Source organism: Mesorhizobium sp. M0478 (assembly GCF_040321305.1).
Lineage (GTDB): Bacteria > Pseudomonadota > Alphaproteobacteria > Rhizobiales > Rhizobiaceae > Mesorhizobium.
This window is the reverse complement of sequence record NZ_JAMYRH010000014.1, coordinates 12779-36437: the sequence shown is the minus strand read 5'-3', so window position 1 is coordinate 36437 and position 23659 is coordinate 12779. Positions and strand designations below refer to the sequence as shown.

At 63.4% G+C, this 23659-nt stretch carries 21 protein-coding genes and 1 pseudogene; 6 read left to right on the top strand and 16 right to left on the bottom strand.

The genetic code is table 11. From position 1 onward, the window contains the following. Positions 1-2: 2 nt before the first annotated feature. From NKI64_RS26365 to NKI64_RS26325, 9 genes and pseudogenes are all read right to left on the bottom strand, one after another. On the bottom strand, positions 3-428 hold the full coding sequence (locus tag NKI64_RS26365; protein WP_032885960.1) for a proton-translocating transhydrogenase family protein: 426 nt from the start codon (positions 426-428) through the stop codon (positions 3-5). After that, positions 428-1705 (bottom strand): Re/Si-specific NAD(P)(+) transhydrogenase subunit alpha, encoded by a 1278-nt coding sequence (locus tag NKI64_RS26360; protein ID WP_352670965.1) that lies wholly within the window; start codon positions 1703-1705, stop codon positions 428-430. The genes NKI64_RS26365 and NKI64_RS26360 overlap by 1 nt, the downstream gene beginning before the upstream one ends. 101 nt (positions 1706-1806) lie before the next feature. After that, a complete protein-coding gene (locus NKI64_RS26355; RefSeq protein WP_023671340.1) occupies positions 1807-2031 on the bottom strand; it encodes an aa3-type cytochrome c oxidase subunit IV in 225 nt (74 codons plus the stop codon). Between the two features lie 166 nt (positions 2032-2197). Further along, complete coding sequence (locus tag NKI64_RS26350) at positions 2198-2347, bottom strand: DUF3096 domain-containing protein (protein ID WP_023671341.1); 150 nt, start codon at positions 2345-2347, stop codon at positions 2198-2200. Between the two features lie 104 nt (positions 2348-2451). Continuing rightward, entirely contained in the window at positions 2452-3219 is a 768-nt protein-coding gene (locus NKI64_RS26345; RefSeq protein WP_023671342.1) for an N-acyl amino acid synthase FeeM domain-containing protein, read from the bottom strand. Positions 3220-3386: 167 nt separating this feature from the next. Continuing rightward, a complete protein-coding gene (locus NKI64_RS26340) occupies positions 3387-5729 on the bottom strand; it encodes a putative bifunctional diguanylate cyclase/phosphodiesterase (protein ID WP_502896363.1) in 2343 nt (780 codons plus the stop codon). Between the two features lie 112 nt (positions 5730-5841). Then, positions 5842-9311: pseudogene (locus NKI64_RS26335) on the bottom strand (indolepyruvate ferredoxin oxidoreductase family protein). Between the two features lie 221 nt (positions 9312-9532). Continuing rightward, on the bottom strand, positions 9533-10063 hold the full coding sequence (locus NKI64_RS26330) for a hypothetical protein (protein ID WP_023746550.1): 531 nt from the start codon (positions 10061-10063) through the stop codon (positions 9533-9535). Continuing rightward, a complete protein-coding gene (locus NKI64_RS26325; protein ID WP_023746551.1) occupies positions 10056-10664 on the bottom strand; it encodes a CGNR zinc finger domain-containing protein in 609 nt (202 codons plus the stop codon). Before NKI64_RS26325 ends, NKI64_RS26330 begins: the two co-directional genes overlap by 8 nt. Positions 10665-10812: 148 nt before the next feature. Here NKI64_RS26325 and NKI64_RS26320 point away from each other — a divergent pair, with 148 nt between their 5' ends. From NKI64_RS26320 to NKI64_RS26305, 4 genes are all read left to right on the top strand, one after another. Continuing rightward, a complete protein-coding gene (locus NKI64_RS26320) occupies positions 10813-11718 on the top strand; it encodes a branched-chain amino acid ABC transporter permease (protein ID WP_023746552.1) in 906 nt (301 codons plus the stop codon). Positions 11719-11915: 197 nt separating this feature from the next. Next, the gene (locus NKI64_RS26315; protein WP_352520580.1) at positions 11916-12521 is read left to right on the top strand and encodes a TRAP transporter small permease subunit; all 606 of its coding nucleotides are present in this window, start codon (positions 11916-11918) and stop codon (positions 12519-12521) included. Next, on the top strand, positions 12518-14296 hold the full coding sequence (locus tag NKI64_RS26310; protein WP_352670958.1) for a TRAP transporter large permease: 1779 nt from the start codon (positions 12518-12520) through the stop codon (positions 14294-14296). Before NKI64_RS26315 ends, NKI64_RS26310 begins: the two co-directional genes overlap by 4 nt. Before the next feature lie 33 nt (positions 14297-14329). Further along, positions 14330-15358, top strand: coding sequence for a zinc-dependent alcohol dehydrogenase family protein (locus NKI64_RS26305; protein WP_352670955.1), 1029 nt, complete (start codon positions 14330-14332; stop codon positions 15356-15358). Between the two features lie 251 nt (positions 15359-15609). Here the strand turns inward: NKI64_RS26305 and NKI64_RS26300 are convergent, their stop codons facing one another. Beyond that, on the bottom strand, positions 15610-16719 hold the full coding sequence (locus NKI64_RS26300; RefSeq protein ID WP_023695940.1) for a TRAP transporter substrate-binding protein: 1110 nt from the start codon (positions 16717-16719) through the stop codon (positions 15610-15612). 294 nt (positions 16720-17013) lie between these two features. Here NKI64_RS26300 and NKI64_RS26295 point away from each other — a divergent pair, with 294 nt between their 5' ends. After that, positions 17014-17787, top strand: a complete 774-nt coding sequence (locus NKI64_RS26295) for a gamma-glutamyl-gamma-aminobutyrate hydrolase family protein (RefSeq protein ID WP_023703661.1) — start codon at positions 17014-17016, stop codon at positions 17785-17787. Between the two features lie 10 nt (positions 17788-17797). Here NKI64_RS26295 and NKI64_RS26290 read toward each other — a convergent pair whose 3' ends face one another. From NKI64_RS26290 to NKI64_RS26270, 5 genes are all read right to left on the bottom strand, one after another. After that, a complete protein-coding gene (locus tag NKI64_RS26290) occupies positions 17798-18208 on the bottom strand; it encodes a hypothetical protein (protein WP_023703660.1) in 411 nt (136 codons plus the stop codon). An 82-nt stretch (positions 18209-18290) separates the two neighbouring features. Further along, a complete protein-coding gene (locus NKI64_RS26285; protein WP_352670952.1) occupies positions 18291-19274 on the bottom strand; it encodes a 2-hydroxyacid dehydrogenase in 984 nt (327 codons plus the stop codon). Further along, on the bottom strand, positions 19271-20293 hold the full coding sequence (locus NKI64_RS26280; RefSeq protein ID WP_352671068.1) for a LacI family DNA-binding transcriptional regulator: 1023 nt from the start codon (positions 20291-20293) through the stop codon (positions 19271-19273). The genes NKI64_RS26285 and NKI64_RS26280 overlap by 4 nt, the downstream gene beginning before the upstream one ends. 66 nt (positions 20294-20359) lie before the next feature. Next, positions 20360-21244 (bottom strand): DMT family transporter, encoded by an 885-nt coding sequence (locus NKI64_RS26275; protein WP_032886143.1) that lies wholly within the window; start codon positions 21242-21244, stop codon positions 20360-20362. Positions 21245-21425: 181 nt separating this feature from the next. After that, entirely contained in the window at positions 21426-22328 is a 903-nt protein-coding gene (locus NKI64_RS26270) for a LysR family transcriptional regulator (RefSeq protein WP_023695945.1), read from the bottom strand. A 128-nt stretch (positions 22329-22456) separates the two neighbouring features. Here NKI64_RS26270 and NKI64_RS26265 point away from each other — a divergent pair, with 128 nt between their 5' ends. Continuing rightward, entirely contained in the window at positions 22457-23245 is a 789-nt protein-coding gene (locus NKI64_RS26265) for an alpha/beta fold hydrolase (protein WP_023689240.1), read from the top strand. Here NKI64_RS26265 and NKI64_RS26260 read toward each other — a convergent pair. Then, the gene (locus NKI64_RS26260) at positions 23242-23649 is read right to left on the bottom strand and encodes a DUF2000 family protein (RefSeq protein WP_023695946.1); all 408 of its coding nucleotides are present in this window, start codon (positions 23647-23649) and stop codon (positions 23242-23244) included. The genes NKI64_RS26265 and NKI64_RS26260 overlap by 4 nt on opposite strands. Positions 23650-23659 lie beyond the last annotated feature (10 nt).

The window sequence follows — 23659 nt, the reverse complement described above, 5'->3', positions numbered from 1 at the left end:
CTCTACCGGTCCTTCTTCTTGTACATGGCCAGCATGCGCTGGGTGACCAGGAAGCCGCCAAAGATGTTGACCGAGACCAGCATCAGCGCGACGAAGCCGAAGCCGGTGGCAATGCCGGAGGCCGAGATGCCGACGGCCAGCAGCGCGCCGACGACGATGACCGAGGAGATGGCGTTGGTGACCGCCATCAGCGGCGTGTGCAGCGCCGGCGTCACCGACCAGACGACGTAGTATCCGACGAATATCGCAAGTACGAAGATGGCGAAGCGGAAGACGAAGGGATCGATGGCGCCGCCGGACAGTGCGTGCGCGGCATCGCCCGCCGCATCGGCGCCACCGGGCGCGTTGGCCAGGTTCTGCACAGCCAGCCGGACGGCGGCACTTGCCTGGTCGAGCTGATCGAGGGCTTTCTGCAAGGTCTGATCCATCACGCGATCCCCTTCGGCTTGGCGGCGGACTTGCCGGCAGTGGCTTTGTCGGACGCCTTTTTCGGTGCAGCCTTCTTCGGCGTGGCATCAGCCACCATGGTCTCGGCCGGAATGGCCGCCGGTTCGATATGGGGCTGTTCCGCCGCCTTGGCGAAGGCCGGATGCACCACGCGGCCAGCGTCGGTCAGCATCGTCGCCTTAACCAGATCGTCTTCGCGGTTGATGGCGAGCGTCTTGCTGGTCTTGTCGACCAGCGTCTCGAGGAAGGCGAACAGGTTCCTGGCGTAGAGCAGCGAGGCCGATGCGGCGACGCGGCCGGGCACGTTGAGGTGGCCGACGATCTTAACGTTGTTGGCCGTCGTCACCACCTGACCCGCAACCGCGCCTTCGACATTGCCGCCGCGCTCGACGGCGAGGTCGACGATCACCGAACCCGGCTTCATCGAGGCGACCATCGCCGCCGACACCAGCTTCGGCGCCGGCCGGCCGGGGATCAGCGCCGTGGTGATGACGATGTCCTGCTTGGCGATGTGCTCAGCGGTGAGCGCTGCCTGCTTCGCCTGGTACTCCTTCGACATTTCCTTGGCGTAGCCGCCGGCGGTCTCGGCCGCCTTGAACTCCTCGTCCTCGACGGCGAGGAACTTTGCGCCAAGCGACGCCACCTGTTCCTTGGCGGCGGGACGAACGTCCGTGGCGGTGACGACAGCGCCGAGACGGCGCGCCGTGGCGATCGCCTGCAGGCCGGCAACGCCGACGCCCATGATGAAGATCTTCGCCGCCGGCACGGTGCCGGCCGCAGTCATCAGCATCGGCAGCGCGCGGTCATACTCCGATGCGCCGTCAATCACGGCCTGGTAGCCGGCGAGATTGGCCTGCGACGACAGCACATCCATCGACTGGGCGCGGGTGATGCGCGGCATGAATTCCATCGAGAAGGCGGTGACCCCAGCCTCGGCAAGCGCCGCGACCGCGGCATCATTGCCGTAGGGATCCATGATGGCGATGACCGCCGCACCCGATTTGTAGCCCTTCAGCTCGGCGTCGGTCGGCCGGCGCACCTTCAGCACCACATCCGCCCGTCTCGCATCCGAAGCCTTGCCGATCGCGGCACCCGCCTTGGCGAACTCCTCATCGGGAATGCGCGACCTGGTGCCGGCGCCCGTCTCGACGGTGACGTCGAAGCCCAGCGCCGCCAGCCGCTTCACGGTATCGGGCGAGGCCGCGACACGAGGCTCGCTGGCATCGAGCTCGCGAGGGATGAAAACCGTCTGTCCCACCGCATGATCCTTTCGGCTGGAACCTGTTTGCGCAAGAGTGCGGCTTTGCGAAAGAGTGCGGCCGGATGTCCGGCTACGCCCTTGGCAAGGGTCTGAAGAGACTATCGGAGAATGAAGGCGCCGAGGGCGAGGATCAGCACGAACAGGATGGTCGCGGAGAAGAAGCCGCCTGCGAAGAAGCCGAAAGCCATGGCCAGGAGCAGGGCGCCGCAGAACAGCGAGCCGTATTTGGCCAGCGCCAGAAAGCCATGATAGGTGCGGTCATGTTCGGCATAGTCCATCTTCGCGCCCAGTTCGACAGGACCGGTCGGCGTGTGATCAGCCATAGGAATACCCCTTCGAAGACATCTTTGAGGCACATAGCGAAAAGCTGGACCAAGAGCAATGGCGCTATTGCCGCACGACCAGCGACAACAGCCTCAAAGAATGTTGAAAGCCGGCGGTATGGGCTCTTGTCGCCGGCCTAACGTCGAACGTTGAGGGTTTTGCGTTTCAACCGGCTAGATGCGGAAACAGCCCGAGCAGCCCAATGACGATCAGATAGAGCGCGACGATGTAGTTGAGCAGCCGCGGCATCACCAGGATCAGCACGCCGGCAATCAGCGAGATCAGCGGGGTCAGTGCTAGCTCGGGAATATGCATGTCGGTTCCTTTCTATGGCCGCGTCGGGGTCGTGACGTCCAGAACGCCGAAGCGGCCGGAAAGCTCCTCGCACCGGGCGCTAAAGTGCGCCGGCTTTGCCGACATTACGCTGCTTCGCGAAAATATTTAGCGGTGGGCAGGATGGTCAGCGGCGCGAGCTCGCCGGCCGGCGCCTTGGCAAACAGCATACGCCGCTCCAGCGCCGTCGACTGGAAGAAGGGAAAGCGCTCCAGCGTCGGGGCCATGTTCTGCTCGCAGATCGATTCATAGAAGAAGATCGGCATGGTGAAGGGCGGGTAGAGGCGCGGCTCGCCGACCTGCACCGATCCGAAGATGCGATGGTAGAAGGCCGTGTGCTCCTCGCGGATCATCGAAATGCAGCTGGTGGCGTTGAAGAAGGTGTTGGCGATAACCGCGAGCCGCAGCGTGACATAGGGCAGGGCGCGGTTGGCCGACGACATTTGCGGATCGATCGCCAACCGGCTCGGGTCGATGAAGGTTTCACCGCGCGCCAGCCGCAGCAGCAGCCGGTCGCCGAAAACGGTCATGATCGGCGCTTCGGGGGTCTCACGGGTCAAATGGTGGAGCCTGACGGTGCTGACCAGCTCGCCATCCATGAAGACGCCGAAACAGTAGCAATTGCGCACTTCGTCAAGGTGATCGACGAGCTTCTGTTCGGTAATGGTGTCAAGCAGGCCGTGTGTATGAAAGGCCTTGTAGCGCAGCCGGTAGACCGCTTCGAGATCCTCGCCGCTTTCGCAGCGCCGGTATTCGACACGCTCGAGGACGTCGAGGACGTTGCGGGCGAACAGGGAAGGCGGGCCAGATTTGACTGCCGCACCCGAAAGCACACCTGACTGATGCGTGTCCATTACTTCCCCTCGTACCGCCGCAGGAGAACAATACCGGACGACCGAAGGAACAAGAAGATGAAACTCTAATCGTCTGTGTTTACCGATCATTAACCTTAACAATCAGTTAACGTCTAGACAATACAACGCTTTTTAGACGGGCTTTTCAAGCGCAATTTAATGACGGGTCAGGGCGTGGCGAGTTTTGCCGCCGGCCGCAGCTCGGCGGCGAAAGGCCAGGTCACGTTGGACATGGTCTCTATGCCCGAGGCACTAAGTGCTGCGCCAAACAGGAAGCCCTGGACGAGGTCCGGCTTGACCGAATGCACCAGGATCTTCAGCTGTTCGAAGGTTTCCACACCTTCGATGGTGACGGTCAGCCCGAGCACGCGGGTCAGGTCGACGATGCCCTTCAACAAGTCGAGCGAACGCTTGTTCTGGGTCACGTCCATCAGGAACGAACGGTCGATCTTGATCTTGTCGAGCGGCAGCTTGTGGAGGTAGCTCAGGCTTGAATAGCCGGTGCCGAAATCGTCGAGCGCAATGCGCACGCCAAGCTGCTTCAGTTCCTCGATATACTGGCGCGTTAGCGATTTGTCGTCGAGCAGCGCGGTTTCGGTGACTTCGATCTCGAGGCGGCCGGCGGCGAGCCCCGAAGTGGCAAGCGCGTCGCGAACCTTCTGGACAACGTCGCGGTTGCGGAAATCCTTGGCCGAAAGGTTGACCGAGACGCTGGTCTGGCCCGGCCATTTGGCGCATTCGGCGCAGGCAGCCGCGAGCACAAAAGTGCTGATCTCGGAGATGATGCCCATTTCTTCGGCCAGCGGAATGAAGATGCTGGGCGAAACCGGCCCGAGATCGGGATGATCCCAGCGGCACAGGGCCTCGCAGCTGGCGATGCGCATGGTGTTCATCGCCACGATCGGCTGATAGACCACCCGCAGCGCCTTGCCTTCGACCGCCGTGCGCAGGTCGGCCTTCATCAGCTGGCGGTTGCGGAACGCCGCATCCATCGCTGCCTCGAACAGCCGCCAGTTGTTCTTGCCGAGTTCCTTGGCCTTGTAGAGCGCCAGATCGGCCTTGACGATCATGGCGTCGACATCGGTGTCGTCGACCCTGGACAGCACGGCGCCCGCGCTTGCCTGGATGCGCAGACCGTGGCCTGCGACGTCGACCTCGCCCTGCAGATCGGCAAAGATCTGGTCGAGCAGGCCCGTCAGATGGCTTTCATCCTCGACGCGGTCGAAGAAGATCATGAACTCGTCGCCGCCGAAACGGCTGACATTGACGCCTTGCCCGGCGACGGCCGCCAGCCGCTCGGCAACGGCATAGATAAGTCCGTCGCCGACCGGATGGCCGAGGGTGTCGTTGACGCTCTTGAAATCGTCGAGATCGAGCACCGCCAGGGCGCACAGGCGGTCGCGGCTGCCCGACGCCATGGCTTCACCGACCAGCTCATGGAAATACGCGCGGTTCGGCAGGCCGGTAAGGCTGTCATAGCGCGCCATGAAGCGGATTTTTTCCTCAGCCTCGACGCGGGCGGTGACGTCCTCGAAGGTGATGACACCGAGATCCTGATTGCCTTCGCGGGCCGAGAACTCATAGTGCTGGCCATTGGAGAAGGAGACCAGCACCTTGCGGTCGCGGCCCTCGCGCAAGGCGCGCGTCAGCTGCGCTTCGACATAACGACAGTCTTTCGGCGCCAGCATGCCTCCGGCGACGCCGCGCAGGAGCAGCGAATGGATCGACCGCCCGAGCAGTTGGTCAGGCGAGCGCAGCGACATCAGATGCGCGGCTTCGGCATTGCCGACCACGACCTTGCCGTCGGGGCCGAGCATGACCAGGCCATGCGACATGGTGTTGAGCGCGCGGTTGAAGCGCTCGGCGAGCCTGGCGGCCGTCTTGCGCTCCGAAATGGCGTTGAACAGCACGGTGCGGACGTGGCTGGCCATCCGGGTGATGATGAAGATGAACGGCACGATGTAGAGGCCGAGGATGAAATCGCCGAGATGTCCCTTGAGCATCAGCCCGACCGCGATCGGCAGCACGACCGTGAAGGCCTGCACCGCAACCATGGTCTTGGAGCCGTAATTGCGGCCGACAATGGTCACCGTCGAGCCCATTATGACGGCGATGGCGGCGCTTTCCCCGAAGACATCGGGAATGAGATAGATTGAGGTGAAGCAGAAAAGCCCCATGAAGAAAGCCTGGATGGTGCCGCCAACCAGGTAGTAGCGTTCCCACTTCTTGGCTTGTTCATAAGTTTCGAAACTGCCTATGCGCAGGCCTTTGCGGATGCCGTAGTAACGGTAAAGCCCCGCCCCAAGCATAAGCGCGGCCAATGCAAGATAGGCCGGATGCCCCGAGGTAAAATAAACCAGAATGCCGATGAGGCCATGGCAAAATGCGCCAATCAGCAGGATCCCGGGATCGTTGAACAACGATCGCACGAACCCAGCATAGACGTCCTCACCTATCTCTGCGGCTTTGTTTTCTTGCATGGCCTGCGGTGTCGCACGAACCGCAGTCATGTCACATTCGCCTTAAGAAAGGTTTAGAGATGCCGTTTCGACGCTTGGCGTCAAGTCGGCTCCACCGGCGTAAACCGCGAAAATTCGTGTTCAGGTAAACAAGGCGTATCGATCACTCGGCGGCCTGAAGTTCAGGCCGGCCGGCGTGTTGGCCAGCCGCTCGACAAGCCTTGTGCGCTCGCCCTCGGCCTTTTCGGCGCTGCCCTGCCTCACATGGCCGTAGCCGCGAATGAGCGCCGGCACCGAGGCAAGGGCGATGGCGGCCTCGATCCTGCCTGGCGCAAGTGCTTTGGCGACAAGCTCCAGATCGGCCTCATAGCCGGCCAGAAGCTGCCGCTCCATGCGCCGCTCAGTGCTGTAGCCGAACACGTCGAAGGCCGTGCCGCGCAGGCCTTTCAGCGCCGCCAGCAGGCGAAATCCCTTCATCATCCACGGGCCGAAGCTCGATTTCCTCGGCTTGCCGTCATTGCCGCGCCTGCCCATGATCGGCGGCGCCAGATGAAATTCGAGCTTTTCGTAGCTCTGGAACTGTTTTGAGAGCTCCATAGCGAAGGAGCCGTCGGTGTAGAGCCGCGCCACCTCATATTCGTCCTTGATCGCCATCAGCTTGAACAGGTTTCTGGCGGCGGCCTCGGTCACCGCGGTCGAGCCAGGCACGGCCTTGGCCTCGGCAGCACGCAAAACCGCCAGCTTCTCGGCGTAGCGCCTGCCATAGGCGGCATTCTGATAGGCAGAGAGGAAAGCGACGCGGCGGGCGATGATATCGTCCAGCGTCTTGGCGATCTCAGTGGCCTTGCCCGGCTGGGCGACCAGGCCGCGCACAAACTCCGGCTGATGCGCGGCGCGCCGGCCCCAGCGGAAGGCGGCGATGTTCATCGCCACCGCCTCGCCGTTCAATTCGATTGCTTTTTCAACGGCTTGCGCCGACAGCGGCAGCCCGCCATGCTGGAAGGCGAAGCCGAGCATGAACATGTTGGCGCCGAGCGAATTGCCGAACAATTGGGTGGCGGTGCCCGTCGCGTCGAAGAAATGCGTCTTGTCGTCGCCAGCGGCAGCGCGGATCGCCTTCTTCAGGCGCTCGATGGGCAGCGAGAAATCGGCCGAGCGGGCGAACTCGCCAGGCATGATCTCGGCGGTGTTGGCAAGGAAGATGGTATGGCCTTCGCGCACCGCGCCAAGCACCTTCTTGGCGCCGGACACGACAAGGTCGCAGCCGAGTACCAGGTCGGCCTTGCCGGCCGAAACGCGGATCGCGTGGATGTCGTCCGGCGTGCGGGCGATGCGGACATGAGTGAACACCGAACCGCCCTTCTGGGCGAGGCCGGCCATGTCGATCATGCCGCAGCCCTTGTCCTCGAGATGGGCGGCCATACCGAGCACAGCACCTATGGTGACGACGCCAGTGCCGCCGACGCCGTCGATGATCGCCGCCCAACCCTCGCTACCGAGCGGGAATTCGGCTGGCACCGGCACGCCGTCAAGCGGGTCGGAGCGCCCGGCAATGCCTTCGGCCTTCCTGATCTTGGCGCCGTGCACGGTGACGAAGGACGGGCAGAAGCCGTTGACGCAGGAGAAGTCCTTGTTGCAGCTCGACTGGTCTATTCTGCGCTTGCGGCCGAACTCGGTTTCGACCGGCTGGATCGAGACGCAGTTCGATTGCACCCCGCAATCGCCGCAGCCCTCGCAGACCAGTTCGTTGATGAAGACCCGCTTGTCGGGATCCGGGAAGGTGCCGCGCTTGCGGCGGCGGCGCTTTTCGGCGGCGCAGGTCTGGTCGTAGAGCAGCACCGAGACGCCCTTGACGTCGCGCAGCTCGCGCTGAACGAGGTCGAGGTCGTCGCGGTGGTGGATGGTGGCGCCGAAGGGGAATTCGGCCTTCCCCGCATATTTGTCCGGCTCGTCGGTGACGATGGCGATGCGCTCGACGCCTTCGGCGCGCACCTGCCTGGCGATCATGTCGACAGTCAGGCCGCCCTCATGCGGCTGGCCGCCGGTCATGGCGACGGCGTCGTTGTAGAGGATCTTGTAGGTGATGTTGGCATCGGTCGACAGCGCGAAGCGGATCGCCAGCGTGCCGGAGTGATTGTAGGTCCCGTCGCCGAGATTCTGGAAAATGTGGCCGCGCTTGGAGAATGGCGCCTGGCCGACCCATTGTGCGCCCTCGCCGCCCATGGCGGTGAAGCCGACCGTGTTGCGGTCCATCCACAGCGCCATGAAATGGCAGCCGATACCGGCGGCGGCGATCGAGCCGTCCGGCACCTTGGTCGAGGAATTGTGCGGGCAGCCGGAGCAGAAGAACGGCGTGCGCGAACCGATATCGCTGGTGTCGGCAAGCATCGCCTGGAACTGGCGCAGCTTTGCCACCTTTGCAGTGATCTCTTCCGAAGGGCCGATTGTGCGCAGGATGCGCTCGCCCAGCGCAATGGCGATCTCGTTGGGGTCGAGCGCGCCCTTGGCCGGGAACAGCCAGTCGCCGCGCTCGTCCTTCTTGCCGACGATCATCGGCTGGGTGGCGGTGCCGTAGAGGTTTTCGCGCAGTTGCACCTCGATCAGCGAGCGCTTCTCCTCGACGACGACGATGGTGTCGAGGCCGCGGGCGAATTCGGCGATATGCTGCAGGTCGAGCGGCCAGGGGCAGCCGACCTTGAACAGGCGGATGCCGATGCGGTTGGCGGCGGCCTCGTCGATGCCGATGTCTTCCAGCGCCTGGCGGACATCGAGATAGCTCTTGCCCAGCGTGATGATACCGAGCTTCGGCGCGCGGCCGCCCGAATAGACGATGCGGTTCAGGCCGTTGGCATGGATGAAGGCGGATGCAGCGGCGCGCTTGTATTCATGCAGCCGCTCCTCCTGGCCGAGCATGTCGATCTCATCGCGGATGTTGAGGCCGCCGGGCGGCATATCGAACTCCGGCACGACGATGTTCAGGCGCTCGAGCGCGGCATCGACGGAGGCCGTGGATTCGATGTTGTCCTTGACGCATTTGATAGCCGCCCAGGTGCCGGCGAAGCGCGACATGGCAAAGCCGTAGAGGCCGTAGTCGATGATCTCCTGAACGCCGGCCGGGTTGAGGATCGGCACCATGGTGTCGACGAACAGGAATTCGGTGGCGTGCGCATTGGTCGATGATTCGGCCATATGGTCGTCGCCCATCAGCGCAAGCACGCCGCCATACTTCGACGTTCCCGCGAGGTTGGCGTGGCGGAAAACGTCGCCGGAGCGGTCGACGCCCGGTCCCTTGCCGTACCAGACCGAAAACACCCCGTCATGCTTGCCTTCGCCCATTAATTCCGTCTGCTGAGAGCCCCAGCAGGCGGTGGCGGCAAGCTCCTCGTTGAGGCCGGGCTGGAAGACGATGTCGGCCTGCGCCAGCTGCTTTTTCGCCCGCCACAGCTGCATATCGAGGCCGCCGAGCGGCGAGCCGCGATAACCGGACACGAAGCCGGCCGTGTTGAGGCCGGCCCGGCGGTCGCGCTCGCGTTGCATCAAAAGCATGCGGATGACCGCCTGTGCGCCGGACAGGAAGATGCGCTCCTTACCAAGATCGAACTTGTCGTCGAGCGCGACGTCGTGCAGCGTCATCAGGCATTTCCTCTGCGGAGACAGCACCGGGGGCGCGCAGCCAACGTAGGAGTGAGATGGCGCAGTCTTTCTCCGCTTGCAAGGCAGGTCAAACGAAATCGAAAGTGCCAGGCAAAGCGCAACGAACGATCCGCTGCCGTCGCGTATTCGGCACGAAATCGGTCCGCGGCGGTTGTCCGGCGACCAGAAATTTCCACGCAGTCGCGCCGGGCAAAGACGCGTCAGCCTTTCGAGCAATCCGGCTTCGGCTCACCCGGCAGCTTGCCGTCGGGATGGCCGGCAAGATCGGGATTGGCCGTATAGAGCTGGTCGACCACCAGCGGCCGGTCGGGAAGGATCGACTGGTCCTCGCTCGACATCAGCGTCGTGTCGATCTTCTGCAGGAACGTGCCGTCAGGACCCCTGATGCTGATCGAAATCGCATAGGGCTTGTCCTTGACGATACAGGTCAGCGCCGGGCTTTCCAGGCTGACCTTGTCGAGCTTCGGCCAGACCTTCTGCTCGATCACCAGGGGAGGACCGCCAGCCGGATTCTGGAAGCTGGCGACCGCAACCTGGCCTTCGCCCATCGGCTGCAGGGGCCGCAGCGTCACGACATAGGTCGCCCGGGCGAGGCGGTAATTGAAGACGACGACCTTGCCGGAAACCTCGAACAGCTTGCCGTCGCCGCCGGTGTCGCGGCAGGCGCCAAGCGCAACGGCTGCAATGAGCGCAGCACCGACAAGGATCGAACGAAAAACAACCCTAAGCATTGTTGACCTCATGTGCCGCCGTGCGGCGGCGATAGTGACGGCTTGCTTTCTGGCGGTTGCCGCAAACAGCCATATCGCACCAAAGGCGGCTGGAATTGCGGCTCCTGTCGACGAACAGCCAGCTGCAATTGGGACAGATCCTGAGCCTGGCGACCGTGTCGTCGCGCAGCAGCGACAAGGCCGAAACCGCCAGCGCCGCCTCGAACGCGATCGGCGTCGATGGATCGCCGAACGGTCTACCCGGTGCGCCGATTTCGGCAGGGCTCCGATCGAGGCCGTTGGCGCAGGCCTTGAGAAAAGCGGCGAGGTCGCCGGCGGCAAGCGCACCTTTCGACACCGCGCCGCGAAACAGGCGGTCGGTCGTCTCGCGGATCGCCAGCACCACCGGGGCGATCCTGTCCGGCGAGGTCGCCTCCAGCGGTCTGCCGCCAAGCTCGGCACCGCGAAAGCCGGTTGCGGCGTTGGCGAAGCGCGCGATCTCGGCCGGATCGGCAAAACGGTCGAAAGTCTTTTCCGGATCGTTGCGCAACACCACGGTGTTGGCCGTATCGAGCGCAAGAATGCCGCCGGTGAAGCGATGTGGGGTCCAAGATACTGTCATATCGGAAATCTAACCGATAAATCGCGTTTGACAAGTTAGATTTTACGATGCAAACCTTGGCGCGGGCTCCGGCGCAGGATTTTGTTGAGGCAAGTCGTTGCCCCAAAACCGCTTTGCACTTTTGGGCGACATGCACTGAAAGCTGTCCATGCTCTATTTCTTCCAGCAGGTGCTGAACGGGCTGCATTCCGGCGCGCTCTATGCGCTGCTTGCCTTCGGCTACGTGCTGACCAACGGCATCCTGCACCGGACCAATCTCGCCTATGGCGCGCTGTTCGCCTTTTGCGGCCAGACGATGATCCTGACCGTGGCCTTCGGCTATCAGGTATTGTGGCTGACCTTGCTGGCGGCAGTGGTGCTCGGCGTCGTCACGGCTTTCTTTTATGCCGCGCTGATCGGCCACGTGCTGTCGCGCAGCGTCTTCGAACCGCTGGCCGACCGCACGCCCAATGCCATTGTGGTGACGACGCTCGGCATCCTGCTGGTGCTGTCGGAAGCAAGCCGTATCGCCGCCGACACGCATGATTGGTGGCTGCCGCCGATGCTGGCGCAGCCCATCGTTTTTGCTCAGGATGCCGGCTTCCAGGCGACGCTGACGCTGATCCAGCTCATCGATTGCGCGGTGGTTCTGGCGGCAATCATGCTCGCTGCATGGGCGTTTGCCCGCTCGGGCTTCGGCCGCCGCTGGCGCGCCGTCTCCGACGATCCCAAAGCGGCTGCCATGTGCGGCGTGGACGTGCGTGCAGTGTTCCGGCATGCGGTGCTGTTCGGCGGTTTCTGCGCCGCGCTGGCCGGAATCATGGCCGCCCTTTACTACGGCAATGTCAGCTTCGGCTCCGGCCTTGTCTACGGGCTGAAAATCCTGTTCGTGACGGCGGTGGGCGGCTATCTCTCTCCGCCTCGGGCCGCGCTCGGTGCGGCCGCCTTCGGCATGGCGGAGTCGCTATGGGCCGGCTATTTCCCGGTCGAATGGCGCGATGGCTGGATGTATCTGTTCCTGGTCGCGGCACTTGTGCTGATCGGTCCTGGCCGCGACCAGCAGAAGATCGCCTGATCGCCGCATCCGCTGTCAGACTTTGGTTGCATGACGCAGCAGCCGGTCGGCACTTTATCCCCTGCCTCCCGTCACGACGGCGTTGATCGCGCCATGCCATGTTGACCCGCCGAACCACGCACGGCATACCGTTGGGCCACAGCGGCGCGACGGAAAATAGGGGAGCCGGCGCGCCTTCGACCTGAGGGAGGAAATGCATGGCAGGGCTGCTCGCTCTATCGAGAACGATTGACCGTATGAACGAGTTCATCGGCAGGTGGATATCGTGGCTGATCCTGCTGGCAATCCTGGTCAGCGCCGCCAATGCCATCATCCGCAAGGTCTTCGACGTCTCGTCGAATGCCTGGCTGGAACTGCAGTGGTACCTGTTCGGCGCCGCCTTCATGCTGGCCGCCGCCTATACGCTGAAGCAGAATGACCATATCCGCATCGACATCGTCTACGGCATGTGGTCGCGCCGCGTGCAGCACTGGATCGACCTGCTCGGCCATGTCTTCTTCCTGATGCCGTTCGTGACGCTGATGGTGATCTATTTTGTACCCTACGTGTCGCTGTCGTTCCGCAGCGGCGAAATGTCGAACAATTCCGGCGGCCTGATCATCTGGCCGGCCAAGGCGATCCTGCTCGTCGGCTTCTTTCTGCTGGCGCTGCAGGGCATCTCCGAGATCATCAAGAAGATCGCCATCATGCGCGGCGACATGGACGATCCCAATCCGTTCATCTCGGTGCACGAACAGGCCGAGCTCGAGGCGAAAGCCCTTGCCGAAGAAGCCAAGGCGCTCGTCCAGGAGGCGCGCCCATGATCGAGTTCATCGCCCAGAACATGGCGCCGATCATGTTCGCTTCGCTGATCGTCTTCCTGCTGATCGGCTATCCCGTCGCTTTTTCACTCGCCGCAAACGGCCTGATGTTCTTCTTCATCGGCGTCGTGCTGTCGCCCTATTCGGGCGGCTCGATCAACTTGGCGTGGCCGCTGCTGCATGCGCTGCCCGACAATTTCTACGGCAGCCGGGTGATGTCGAACGACACGCTCTTGGCAATCCCGTTCTTCACCTTCATGGGCATCGTGCTGGAACGATCGGGCATGGCCGAGGACCTGCTCGACACGATCGGCCAGCTGTTCGGCCCGGTTCGCGGCGGCCTTGCCTATGCGGTGATCTTCGTCGGTGCGCTGCTTGCCGCGACCACTGGCGTGGTCGCGGCTTCGGTCATCGCCATGGGCCTGATCTCGCTGCCGATCATGCTGCGCTACGGCTATGACCGACGACTGGCGTCGGGCGTCATCGCGGCATCCGGCACACTCGCCCAGATCATCCCGCCGTCGCTGGTGCTGATCGTTCTGGCCGACCAGCTCGGCCGTTCGGTCGGCGACATGTATGCCGGCGCGCTGATCCCCGGCCTGGTGCTGACCGGCCTTTACACGCTCTACATCCTGATCATGTCGATCGTCCGGCCGAACTCGATGCCGGCGTTGCCGCTGGCGGCCCGCACGCTTGGCCACGGCGTGCTGTCGTTGCTCGCGGCACTGCTGGTGGCAGTCGCGGCTTCCTATGCGGCCTATCGCTACCTTGCGCCGGCGCATGGCGACAATGCCGATATCCTTGGCGCCAGCATCGGCGTGATCCTGATCTATATCGTGGCGATCGCCGACAAGGGCCTGAACATCAACATGATGTCCAGGCTGGCGCAGCAGGTGATCATCGTTTTGATCCCGCCTCTGGCACTGATCTTCCTGGTGCTGGGCACCATCTTCCTTGGCATCGCAACCCCGACGGAGGGCGGCGCCATGGGCGCGGTTGGCGCCCTGGCGATGGCGGCAATGAAGGGGCGGTTGTCGCTGGATGTCATCAAGCAGGCGCTGGCGTCGACCACCAGGCTTTCCTCCTTCGTGCTGTTTATCCTGATCGGCGCGCGGGTGTTCTCGCTGACCTTCTACGGCGTCAACGGCCACGTCTGGGTCGAGCATTTGTTGACGTCGCTGCCGGGCGGCGAAGTCGGCTTCCTGATCGGCGTCAACATCCTGGTCTTCGTGCTCGCCTTCTTCCTCGACTTCTTCGAGCTCGCCTTCATCATCGTACCGCTCTTGGCGCCGGCTGCCGATAAGCTCGGCATCGACCTGATCTGGTTCGGCGTGCTGCTCGGCGTCAACATGCAGACAAGCTTCATGCACCCGCCTTTCGGCTTTGCGCTGTTCTACCTGCGCTCTGTCGCCGCGCGCGTGCCCTATCTCGATCGCCTCACCGGCAAGCAGATCGCGCCGGTGACCACCGGCCAGATCTATTGGGGCGCCGTGCCCTTCGTCTGCATCCAGGTGATCATGATCGGGCTGACCATCGCCTTCCCGCAAATGGTCATGCGCTACAAGGGTGCGGCCGTCGATCCGGGAACGATCGAGATCAACTTGCCTGATATGCCAGGCTTTGCGCCTCTCGGCACACCACCACCAGCCAACGGTGGCCCATCACCCGCGGCGCCACCGTCGAACGATCTCTCGCAGCCGCCGAATTTCGGCGAGACGCCGCCCGCCAAGCCGGCGCCGCCGGCGACCGACCTGTCGCAGCCGCCGAACTTCAACTGATGTGTGAACACTGAGAACCTGAGTGAGGATGTCATGAGAGCCGTGCGCCTGGAAGCCGTGGCCAGCATTGCGCTACGGGAGGTCGACAAGCCTGTTGCGGGACCGCAGGACGTTCTGGTGCGCGTCGAAGCCTGCGGCGTTTGCGGCACCGACCGTCACCTCCTCCACGGCGAATTCCCTTCGAGCCCGCCGGTGACGCTTGGTCACGAATTCTGCGGCATTGTCGAGGCTGTCGGTGATGCGGTTTCCGGCATCGCCATCGGTGACCGTGTTACCGGCGATCCCAACATCTTCTGCGGACGCTGCAGTCATTGTCGGGCTGGCCGGGTCAATTTGTGCAGCAATCTCAGGGCCATCGGCATCCATCGCGACGGCGGCTTCGCCGACTACGTCGTGATGCCGCAGAGCCAGGCCTTTCTTCTGCCTGCGAACCTCAAGCCAACGCATGGCGCCTTCTGCGAGCCGCTGGCCTGCTGCCTGCACGCTGTCGACCTCGCCGGAATCAGACCCGGCGCTGCCGTGGTGGTGCTTGGTGGCGGCGTCATCGGCCTGCTTACCGTGCAATTGGCGAGGCTCGCAGGAGCGGCGACCATCATCCTGTCGACGCGGCAGGCCTCCCGCCGTGCGCTCGCCGAAGAGCTCGGTGCAACGGCGACGGTCGACCCAAGCGCGGTCGACCCGATCGAGGCGATCGCCGGCCCAACCGGCCTTGTGCCCGGCGGGGCCGACGTGGTGCTCGAATGCGCCGGTGTCCCCGATACAGTCGAACAATCGATGCGGCTGGCGAAGTCCGGCGGCACGGTGGTGATCGTCGGCGTGATGCCGCAAGGCGTGAAAGTGCCCTTCGAACCGTTCGACATCCTGTTTCGCGAACTGAAGGTTCTCGGCTCGTTCATCAACCCCTTCACCCACGGGCGAGCGGCGGACCTTGTCGCGTCCGGGGCAATCGAGATCGACAAGCTCATCTCCAGACAGGTCGGCCTGGACGGAGCCCCCTCGGTTATCTCCAACCCGGCCGCCCCCGGCGAGGTCAAGGTGTTGGTGGTGCCGGGCAGGGAATGAAGGGCAGCCTCAATCCTGCGACGTTGGCGATTGGCGAAACGACGATGACCGCGTCCCTCTCCCCGTCACTATACGGGGAGAGGATGCCGGCAGGCAGGTGAGGTGCAGCGTCAACGCTTGGAGAGATAAGCTATAATTTCGGGGCGGCTACCAAGCCCAAGGCGATCAATCGCCGAAGTTTGCGCCGCCCCTCATCCATCTGCCGGGACCTTCTCCCCGTATAGTGACGGGGAGAAGGGACAGATCCCAGCCTACAGTTTGCCGTTGCGCTGCTGGACCATCATGAAGGTGTCGTAATTGTACTCGGCCACCTGCGCCCACAGATAGTGCTCCTTGCGGAAGCCCTTGATCGAGTCCCAGATCTTCTTGAACGGTGCGTTGGTGGCTTCCATTTCGGTGTAGACCTCATTGGCCTTCTCGAAACAGGCGGCCATGATGTCCTGGCTGAACGGGCGCAATTTCGCGCCGCCGGCCACCAGCCGCTTGACTGCTGCAGGATTGAGGTAGTCGTATTTCTGCAGCATGTTGGCGTCCGCCGCGTGCGCGGCCGTGTGCACCAGCGACTTGTAGGCCGGCGAAAGCTCTTCGTACTTCGCCTTGTTGAACAGGAGATGGACGGTCGGGCCGCCTTCCCACCAGCCGGGATAGTAGTAATAGGGCGCGACCTTATAGAAGCCGAGCTTCTCGTCGTCATAGGGGCCGACCCATTCGGCGGCGTCGATCGTGCCTTTTTCCAGCGCCGGATAGATGTCGCCACCGGCGATCTGCTGCGGCACGACACCGAGCTTCTGCACCACTTTGCCGGCAAAGCCGCCGATGCGCATCTTGAGGCCGGACAGGTCGGCGACGGTGTTGATCTCCTTGCGGAACCAGCCGCCCATCTGCACGCCGGTGTTGCCGCCGGGCAGGCCGAAAAGACCCTGCGTGGCAAGAAACTCGTTGAACAGGTCGATGCCGCCGCCATGATAGTGCCAGGCATTCATGCCGCGCGCGTTGAGCGAGAACGGCACTGCCGCACCGAGCGCCCATGTCGGGTCCTTGCCCCAGTAATAGTATGACACCGTGTGGCAGGCCTCGACAGTGCCGGCAGTGGTGGCGTCGGCGGCCTGCAGGCCGGGCACGAGTTCGCCGGAGGCGAAGACCTGGACCTGGAAATTGCCGTCCGTCGCCTCAGACAGCATCTTGGAGAAGACTTCGGCGCCGCCATAGATCGTATCGAGTGACTTGGGAAAGGATGACGCCAACCGCCACGTCACTTTCGGATTGGACTGGGCGATTGCCGGTGCGGCTAGCGTAGCGGCAGCCGCCGCTGCGCCCACGCCGGTGACCCCGGCCTTGCGGATGAATGAACGACGATCCATGCAGTTCCTCCCTATTGGACCAACAACCGATATCAGGGACATCTCCTCACGTCCGGTATCGATTTGCCCGAAACAATACACGGGCAAAAGGTCGAGTCCAGCATGGTGGCGGGATTTGACGGCGGCGCTGGCGACAAATCCGCGGGCCGGCCGGCCAGCCTGCAACTATAGTCTAACGTTCGCCGCGTGGCCCATGCGAGATGGCGAAACTTGCCATGGAAAAGCGCCTTCGGATCGCCTATTTTGCAGGCACAATAGCTATTCGCTTCGCGCCAAATGGAATCCGGACCCAAAATGCACCAGCCGCTCGTCGCCATATCAACCGACGTCCGTCAGTTCGACAACTACACCTGGCATGCCGTCCCGCAGCAATATATCGAGGCAGCACTTTCCGGCGCCGGCGTGTTCCCGCTTTTGGTGCCGTCATTCGGTGACCGGCTCGACTTCGACGAGCTGTTGTCTTCGGTCGACGGTGTCATGGTCACTGGCTCGAAGTCCAACGTGCATCCATCGCTCTATGGCGGCGACGCCAGCGAAGCCAACGGCCCCTACGACCCGGCGCGCGATTCCACCACGCTGCCGCTAATCCGCAAGGCGATCGAGCGCGGCGTGCCGCTGCTTGCCATCTGCCGCGGCATCCAGGAGTTGAACGTTGCGCTGGGCGGCACGCTTGGCACCGAGATCCAGGAGCGCGAAGGCTCGCTCGACCATCGCGCGCCGGTGAGCGACAACCAAGACGAACGCTTCGCCATTCACCAGACCATTTCGATCAAGCCGGGCAGCTGCCTGGCCGGTGTATTTGGCGCCGGCGACATCAAAGTCAACTCGCTGCACCGCCAAGGCATCGACCGGCTCGGCTCGAAGCTGCAGGTCGAGGCGGTTGCCGGCGACGGCACGGTGGAGGCGGTTTCGGTGAAGGACGCCCGCGCCTTCGCCGTCGGCGTGCAATGGCACCCCGAATACTGGGTCAAGTCGGACGGCAACTCGGCCAAGATCTTCCGCGCCTTCGGCGATGCGGTGCGCCTGCATGCGGCGGCGAAGGCCGGTGCACGGGCGGCGGCGGAATAAATCCCGACGATCAATTGCCGGCGGATTGATCCCGTTCGCCGGTTGTCGCCAGCGACAGCAGCGGCGTGGCCGGAGCGTAGGATTCGTAGCCGTCGCCATCCGCAACCGAGAAGGTGACGATCGGGTCGGTGCCGTCGGCGCTGAACGCGATCGTGCCGTCCTCGCCCTCTCGCCAGAATTTTGCCCGCTCGATCCCCGGCAGCAACCCGCGGCAACTCGGCGCCACGGTCAACAGCGACAGGCCATCGTCAATCGCGGCGCCGCGGCTAACCGCGCAGTCGCCTTCGTCGCCATTGGCGACCAGCCTGAAGGTGGTTGCCGGCCTTGCTTCATTGGCCGAACTTTCACTGCTGCCGCCGTGAAACAGCTGAAAGCCGGCGAAAAGTGCCGCTGCCGCAATCAATGCCGGAAGTTTCGTCATCTTGCACTCCGCGCTCCCCGGCGCAGATGCAGAATGATTCCAAAGCGTTAAGTCAACGTTAACGAGTGTGGCAGAGAGCCGCTCAGCTTCGTGGCTTGACTTGCGCCGTCTCAGGCACCGGGGTCAGTGGCCGGCGCTCGCTGAACCAGGATACCAGATTGTCGACGCACAGATCCGCCATGGCGCGGCGCGTGTGGTGCGAGGCCGAGCCGACATGGGGCAAAAGCGAGGTGTTGGGCGCCTCCAGCAAAGCCTTGGGCACATTCGGTTCATCGGCGAAAACATCGAGCCCGGCGGCGGCGATGGTGCCGTTGGCAAGCGCTGCGGCGAGGTCTGCCTCGTCGACCGTGCTGCCACGGCCGATGTTGACGAAAACGCCGTTGGCGCCAAGCGCCGCTAGGATTTCGGCATTGACCGCCTTCTCCGTGGAAGCGCCGCCCGGCACTACGGAAATCAGCGTATCGACCGCTTCGGCAAGGCCCTTCAGCGCCGGGTGGTATTCATAAGCTAGACCTTCGACCTTGCGCCTGTTGTGGTAGGCCACCGGCAGCCCGAACGCTTCCAGCCGGCGCGCAATGGCAAGGCCGATGCGGCCCATGCCGAAAATGCCGACATGCCGACCGCGCAAGGTCAGCCGGCTCAGGGGATAGTTGCCCTTCTTCACCCAACTGCCGTCGCGCAGCCATTTCTCGGCCTTGTAAAGTTCACGCACGGTGTTGAGCAAAAGGCCGATCGTGGTGTCGGCGACCTCCTCGGTCAAAACATCGGGGGTGTTGGTGACCATGATGTTTTTCTTGGCCGCATGGCCGGCATCGACCGAATCATAGCCGACGCCGAAGGAGGCGATGAGTTCGAGGTTGGGCAATGCATCCATCAATGCCGCATTGACGCCGGCGAAGGACGCAATGGCGCGCACGTCATGGCGCATCTCGTCGGTGACCAGGGCGGGATCGGCGCGCTCTATCTTGACCCGCTTGAAGGTGCGGTCGATGCGCTCGACCGCATGGTCGTTGAAATGTCCCGGCACCAGAACGGCGACGGTCTGCAACGCATCAGTCTTGGTCATGCACGCTCCACCGGCTTGCCGGTCGACTGGCGCACATGCAGTTCCGGCTTGATCAGTTCCTGTGACGGCCGTACCGCCTGTCCGTTCAGCTTGTCGAGCAGCGCGCTGGCGGCACGGCGGCCGACCTCTCGCTGGCCATTCCAGACTGTGGTGAGCGCCGGTGTCGCGATTGCCGCCTCCTCGAGATCGTCATAGCCGGTCACCGAGATGTCGGCGCCCGGCACCAGGCCGGCGCGGGCAATGCCGTTCATCAGGCCGATGGCGACCAGATCATTCCAGCAGCAAGCGGCGGTTGGCTTGTCTTTAAGCGCCAGAAACTGTCCAGCCGCCTCGAATCCGCCCTGCTTGGTGCGCGGCCCGGCGATGCGCCAGGACGGCCTGACCTCAAGCCCGGCGGCCTCCATGGCGTTGAGATAGCCCTGGTAGCGGTCGCGCCCGGTCGAGGTCTGGTCGGTGCCGCCGATCATGGCGATGCGCTTGTGCCCGAGCGAGATCAGATGATTGGTGGCAAGTGCCGTGCCATAGGCATCGTCGCCGCGAAACACCGGCACGTCGGCGCCTTCCACGCTGCGTGCGATCAGCACCGCCGGCAGGCCGTTTTCCTCGGCTATGACGATGTCAGAGGCCGGCGTGCCGATGGCCGGGGACATGATGACGCCGTCGGCGCCGAGCTGCAGCAGCGTATCGATGAAGGTGCGTTGCTTTTCCAGCTGGTCGTAGTGATTGGACAGGATGAAGGTCTGCCGGCTGCGGTCAAGTTCGCTCTCGATCGAGCGCAGGATCTCGGCGAAGAACGGGTTCATGATGTCATGCACGACGACGCCGACAATGCCCGAGCGCGAGGTGCGCAGTGAGGCGGCGCGGCGATTGTAGATATAACCGATGGCCCGCGCGTGCTCCTTGATGCGGTCACGCGTGGCGCCTGCGACCAGCGGGCTGTCGCGCAAGGCGAGGGAGACGGTGGCCGTGGAGACGCCAAGCGCATCCGCGATCGTCGAAAGCTTGATCTTTTGTGCCAGCCCTTCGCTCCCCGAGTTTTTTTAAAATTTTTAAATGCGGCGTTATGCCATCGGATTCGGAGCAAATCAAAGTTTTTTCGCCAGCGCCTCCGCCTCGGCATCGACGGTCGTGCGATTGCGCAGCCGCAAACGGTGCTCGCGATGGATGATGTAAAGGCCGCTGGCGACGATGATGGCAGCACCCACCAGCGTCCAGCGGTCGGGGAACTGGTGGAAGATGATCCAGCCGGACAGGATCATCCAGACCATCTGCGAATAGGGGTACGGCGCCAGCGCCGTGGTAGTCGCCAGGCGGTAGGCCTGCACCAGCAGCCAGTGGCCGCCGGCGCCGAACACGCCCAGCATCACCAGTATGAACCAGTGCCAGCCATCCTGCGGCAGCCCATGCGAGAACGGCAGCATCGGCAGAAGCAGCACGGCCGGCGCCAGCGCCGAAAACAGGATCAGGCTTTCCGAGGTTTCGCTGGCTGACATCCGCCGCGTCATGATGACGTAAAAACTGTTCGACAGCATCGAGCCGAGCGCGAAAAGATGGCCGATGCCGAACACGCCGATGCCCGGCCTTGTAATGACGAGCACGCCGACAAAGCCCGACAGGATTGCCAGCCAGCGCCGCCAGCCGGCCCATTCACCAAGCAGCGGCCCGGCAAGGGCGGTGATCACCATCGGCCCGAAGAAGTAGATCGAGGTGGTCTCGGCCAGTTGAAGCGTTTTGAGCGCCATGACGTTGCACATCGTCGAGCCGAACAGCAGACCGCCGCGCAGGATGTGGGCCGGCAAATTGTTGGCGCGGAAGCGCGACGGCTCGCGCCAGCCGCGCAGGAAGACGCCGACAAGCAGGACATGGACGGTGAAGCGGGCCCAGGCGACGATCAGCGCCGAGACGCCGGCCAGGACCAGATATTTGCTCGATGTGTCGAGAAAGGTGAAAAAGACATAGGTGGAAAGCATGAACAGCATCGCCGCGGGCGGCGTTGCGCTTTCGTCTGCTTTTGCGGGAACGTTCAATGTCAGGCCGGGCAGGGAGGAGCAACGCTTAACCTTTGCGGCAATCGCCTGCGCCCGGCAAGCCAAAAGCGACTGGCACAACAGGAGCCGCGCGCAGGCTCAGCGCGGGCCGATCCTATGCCGGCTAAAGCGCCTCGCCGGATGCCACTTGCGCCTGGAGATGAAGCCACAACGCCTGGGCGACGGGTCCATGCGGTCGGTCGCGCCGGCGCACCGCCGCCAGGGTCTCCGTCCGGCCGGGCAGATGTGCACCAGCGATCGAGATCAGCCTCCTATCCCGCAGTTCGTCCTCGATCAGCCATGCCGGCAGATGGCCCCAGGCCAGTCCGTGAAGGATCAGTTCCTTCTTCATCAGATGATCCGGCGCCGAGCACTGATGCGCACCGTCGATGAGGAAATAGCTCTCCGGCGATGGCCGCCGCGCCGTGTCGCGGATCACGCACTGGGTGAAGGGCCGCATCTGCTCCGGCGCAATCTCGCGGCCAGGCGCGAACGGAAGGAACCCAGGCGCCACCACCGGCACGAGGGGCACCGCGCAGAGATCGATCCGCTCGAGATGCGGATCGGAAGGATCCGCGCGATGGAAGATGAGGTCAGCCGAGCCTTCCATCAACCGTTCGAGCGGACCGCCGACCGCCTCGTACTCCAGGTGCAGGCGTGTCCCGGTGCGTTCGGCAAAGAAGCCGCTGAGCATACGCAGGATTTGCGGTCGCGGGCAGAGATCACCCATGACGACACGCAGGACCGTCTCCTCGCCGCTCGCCAACTGGCCCGCATAGGTTCGCAGATGGTCGAGCTCGCGCAATGTCAGCTGCGCTCGCGCGTGAAACTCGCGGCCCGCCTCCGTCAGCCCCACCCGATATCCGCTGCGGTCGAGAAGTGTGAGCCCGAGCAACTGCTCGAGGCGTGCGACAGCGGCGAAGACGGATGGATGCGATCGGTTCAAGGCAAGGGCGGCCGCCTGGAAGCTGCCCTCGCTTGCCACGGCGTCAAAGCACCGTAGGTCGTGGAGTTTTAGACCATTCATTATCGTAAAAACCTACTGAGATCGTCCAATCATAGTAATTTTCCTGGATAATTACGAGGCCTAGGGTGGCTCATTCAAAGGGCGGCGGGAGCATCGAACTCCTTTCGCCAGGGTGAGATGAGGACCAGATGACTGACACGCTTTATTTTACGACGGGCGACGGCTGCCGGATCGCCTATCAGCTGGCGGGGGCCGGCCCTGTGCTTGTGCTCTCGAATTCCATTGCGACGAACCTGCATATGTGGGACCGGCAGCTTGCGGAATTTGCCGGATCTTTCCGGGTGCTGCGCTATGATCTGCGCGGCCACGGCAGTTCCGATGCTCCGGCCGGAGCCTATTCGCTCGATCGGCTGGGCCGCGACGTCCTTGAGCTGCTGGATGCGCTTCAGATCGCCCGCGTGCATTTCTGCGGGCTGTCGCTGGGCGGCTTCGTAGGGCAGTGGCTGGGTATCCATGCCCCGGACCGCATCGAGCGTCTCATCCTTTCCAACACCTCGCCACATCTCGGGCCGGCTTCTTACTTTGACGAGCAGATCCGTACTGTCCTTGCTGCGAGCAACATGTCGGCCGCCGCGGACATGTTCATGCACAACTGGTTTCCCGCCTCGATGCTTGCCGGCCCAAACGAAACCGTCGACGCGTTCCGCGCGATGGTCCTGGCGACGCCGCCCCAAGGTCTCGCGGGATGCTTCGCCGCCGTACGCGATTGCGATCTGCGCCGGACTGTCTCCCTCATTACCGCCCCCACCCTGGTGATCGGTGGAGAAGACGACAAGGTAACACTGGCAAGCCACAGCGAGGCGATCGCAGCCAGCATCCCCGGCGCCACGCTTACACTGCTTCCGGGCGTCCATATGCTGAACGTCGAGCGGCCGACTGAATTCATGAGCGCCGTTACACGCTTCCTGCTGAATTAGGCGTGCATGCGGGCGCCCTTGGTGATCTTGTCGACGAGTTTCTTGTCGGCACGCAGCGCGATGCCGACGATCTTGGCGTCCTCAGGGCCGAACTCGGCGAAGACGGCGCGGTTGGCCGCATCGAAGCCGGTGGCAAACATCTCCTCGACATAGGCTGACGCCGTCACGCGCCGCTCCAGCGCCTTCCGGTGGATGGAGTTGAGCGTCGGCCCATCGGCCGAAAGCACGATGACCGGCTGGATCGACAGAGGATTGTAAAGGTTGCCGGCGCGGTCGCGGTAGGGTTCGCCGATAATGTCGGGGAATTGCGCGACGACGCCGCTGGTCAGGAAGGCCGTGACGTTGAGCTTTTGCCAGACGGCGAGATCGTCCCGCAGCACGATTGCAAATTTCGTATCGAACACCAAAATGAGG

What these genes read in the sequence shown, in the direction of transcription:
- NKI64_RS26275 (WP_032886143.1), bottom strand. Translation starts at nt 21,244, where the DNA reads ATGCTTTCCACCTATGTCTTTTTCACCTTTCTCGACACATCGAGCAAA.
- NKI64_RS26315 (WP_352520580.1), top strand. Translation starts at nt 11,916, where the DNA reads ATGGCAGGGCTGCTCGCTCTATCGAGAACGATTGACCGTATGAACGAG.
- NKI64_RS26340 (WP_502896363.1), bottom strand. Translation starts at nt 5,729, where the DNA reads ATGACTGCGGTTCGTGCGACACCGCAGGCCATGCAAGAAAACAAAGCC.
- NKI64_RS26330 (WP_023746550.1), bottom strand. Translation starts at nt 10,063, where the DNA reads ATGCTTAGGGTTGTTTTTCGTTCGATCCTTGTCGGTGCTGCGCTCATT.
- NKI64_RS26365 (WP_032885960.1), bottom strand. Translation starts at nt 428, where the DNA reads ATGGATCAGACCTTGCAGAAAGCCCTCGATCAGCTCGACCAGGCAAGT.
- NKI64_RS26350 (WP_023671341.1), bottom strand. Translation starts at nt 2,347, where the DNA reads ATGCATATTCCCGAGCTAGCACTGACCCCGCTGATCTCGCTGATTGCC.
- NKI64_RS26270 (WP_023695945.1), bottom strand. Translation starts at nt 22,328, where the DNA reads ATGAATGGTCTAAAACTCCACGACCTACGGTGCTTTGACGCCGTGGCA.
- NKI64_RS26265 (WP_023689240.1), top strand. Translation starts at nt 22,457, where the DNA reads ATGACTGACACGCTTTATTTTACGACGGGCGACGGCTGCCGGATCGCC.
- NKI64_RS26285 (WP_352670952.1), bottom strand. Translation starts at nt 19,274, where the DNA reads ATGACCAAGACTGATGCGTTGCAGACCGTCGCCGTTCTGGTGCCGGGA.
- NKI64_RS26290 (WP_023703660.1), bottom strand. Translation starts at nt 18,208, where the DNA reads ATGACGAAACTTCCGGCATTGATTGCGGCAGCGGCACTTTTCGCCGGC.
- NKI64_RS26345 (WP_023671342.1), bottom strand. Translation starts at nt 3,219, where the DNA reads ATGGACACGCATCAGTCAGGTGTGCTTTCGGGTGCGGCAGTCAAATCT.
- NKI64_RS26310 (WP_352670958.1), top strand. Translation starts at nt 12,518, where the DNA reads ATGATCGAGTTCATCGCCCAGAACATGGCGCCGATCATGTTCGCTTCG.
- NKI64_RS26305 (WP_352670955.1), top strand. Translation starts at nt 14,330, where the DNA reads ATGAGAGCCGTGCGCCTGGAAGCCGTGGCCAGCATTGCGCTACGGGAG.
- NKI64_RS26300 (WP_023695940.1), bottom strand. Translation starts at nt 16,719, where the DNA reads ATGGATCGTCGTTCATTCATCCGCAAGGCCGGGGTCACCGGCGTGGGC.
- NKI64_RS26355 (WP_023671340.1), bottom strand. Translation starts at nt 2,031, where the DNA reads ATGGCTGATCACACGCCGACCGGTCCTGTCGAACTGGGCGCGAAGATG.
- NKI64_RS26325 (WP_023746551.1), bottom strand. Translation starts at nt 10,664, where the DNA reads ATGACAGTATCTTGGACCCCACATCGCTTCACCGGCGGCATTCTTGCG.
- NKI64_RS26320 (WP_023746552.1), top strand. Translation starts at nt 10,813, where the DNA reads ATGCTCTATTTCTTCCAGCAGGTGCTGAACGGGCTGCATTCCGGCGCG.
- NKI64_RS26295 (WP_023703661.1), top strand. Translation starts at nt 17,014, where the DNA reads ATGCACCAGCCGCTCGTCGCCATATCAACCGACGTCCGTCAGTTCGAC.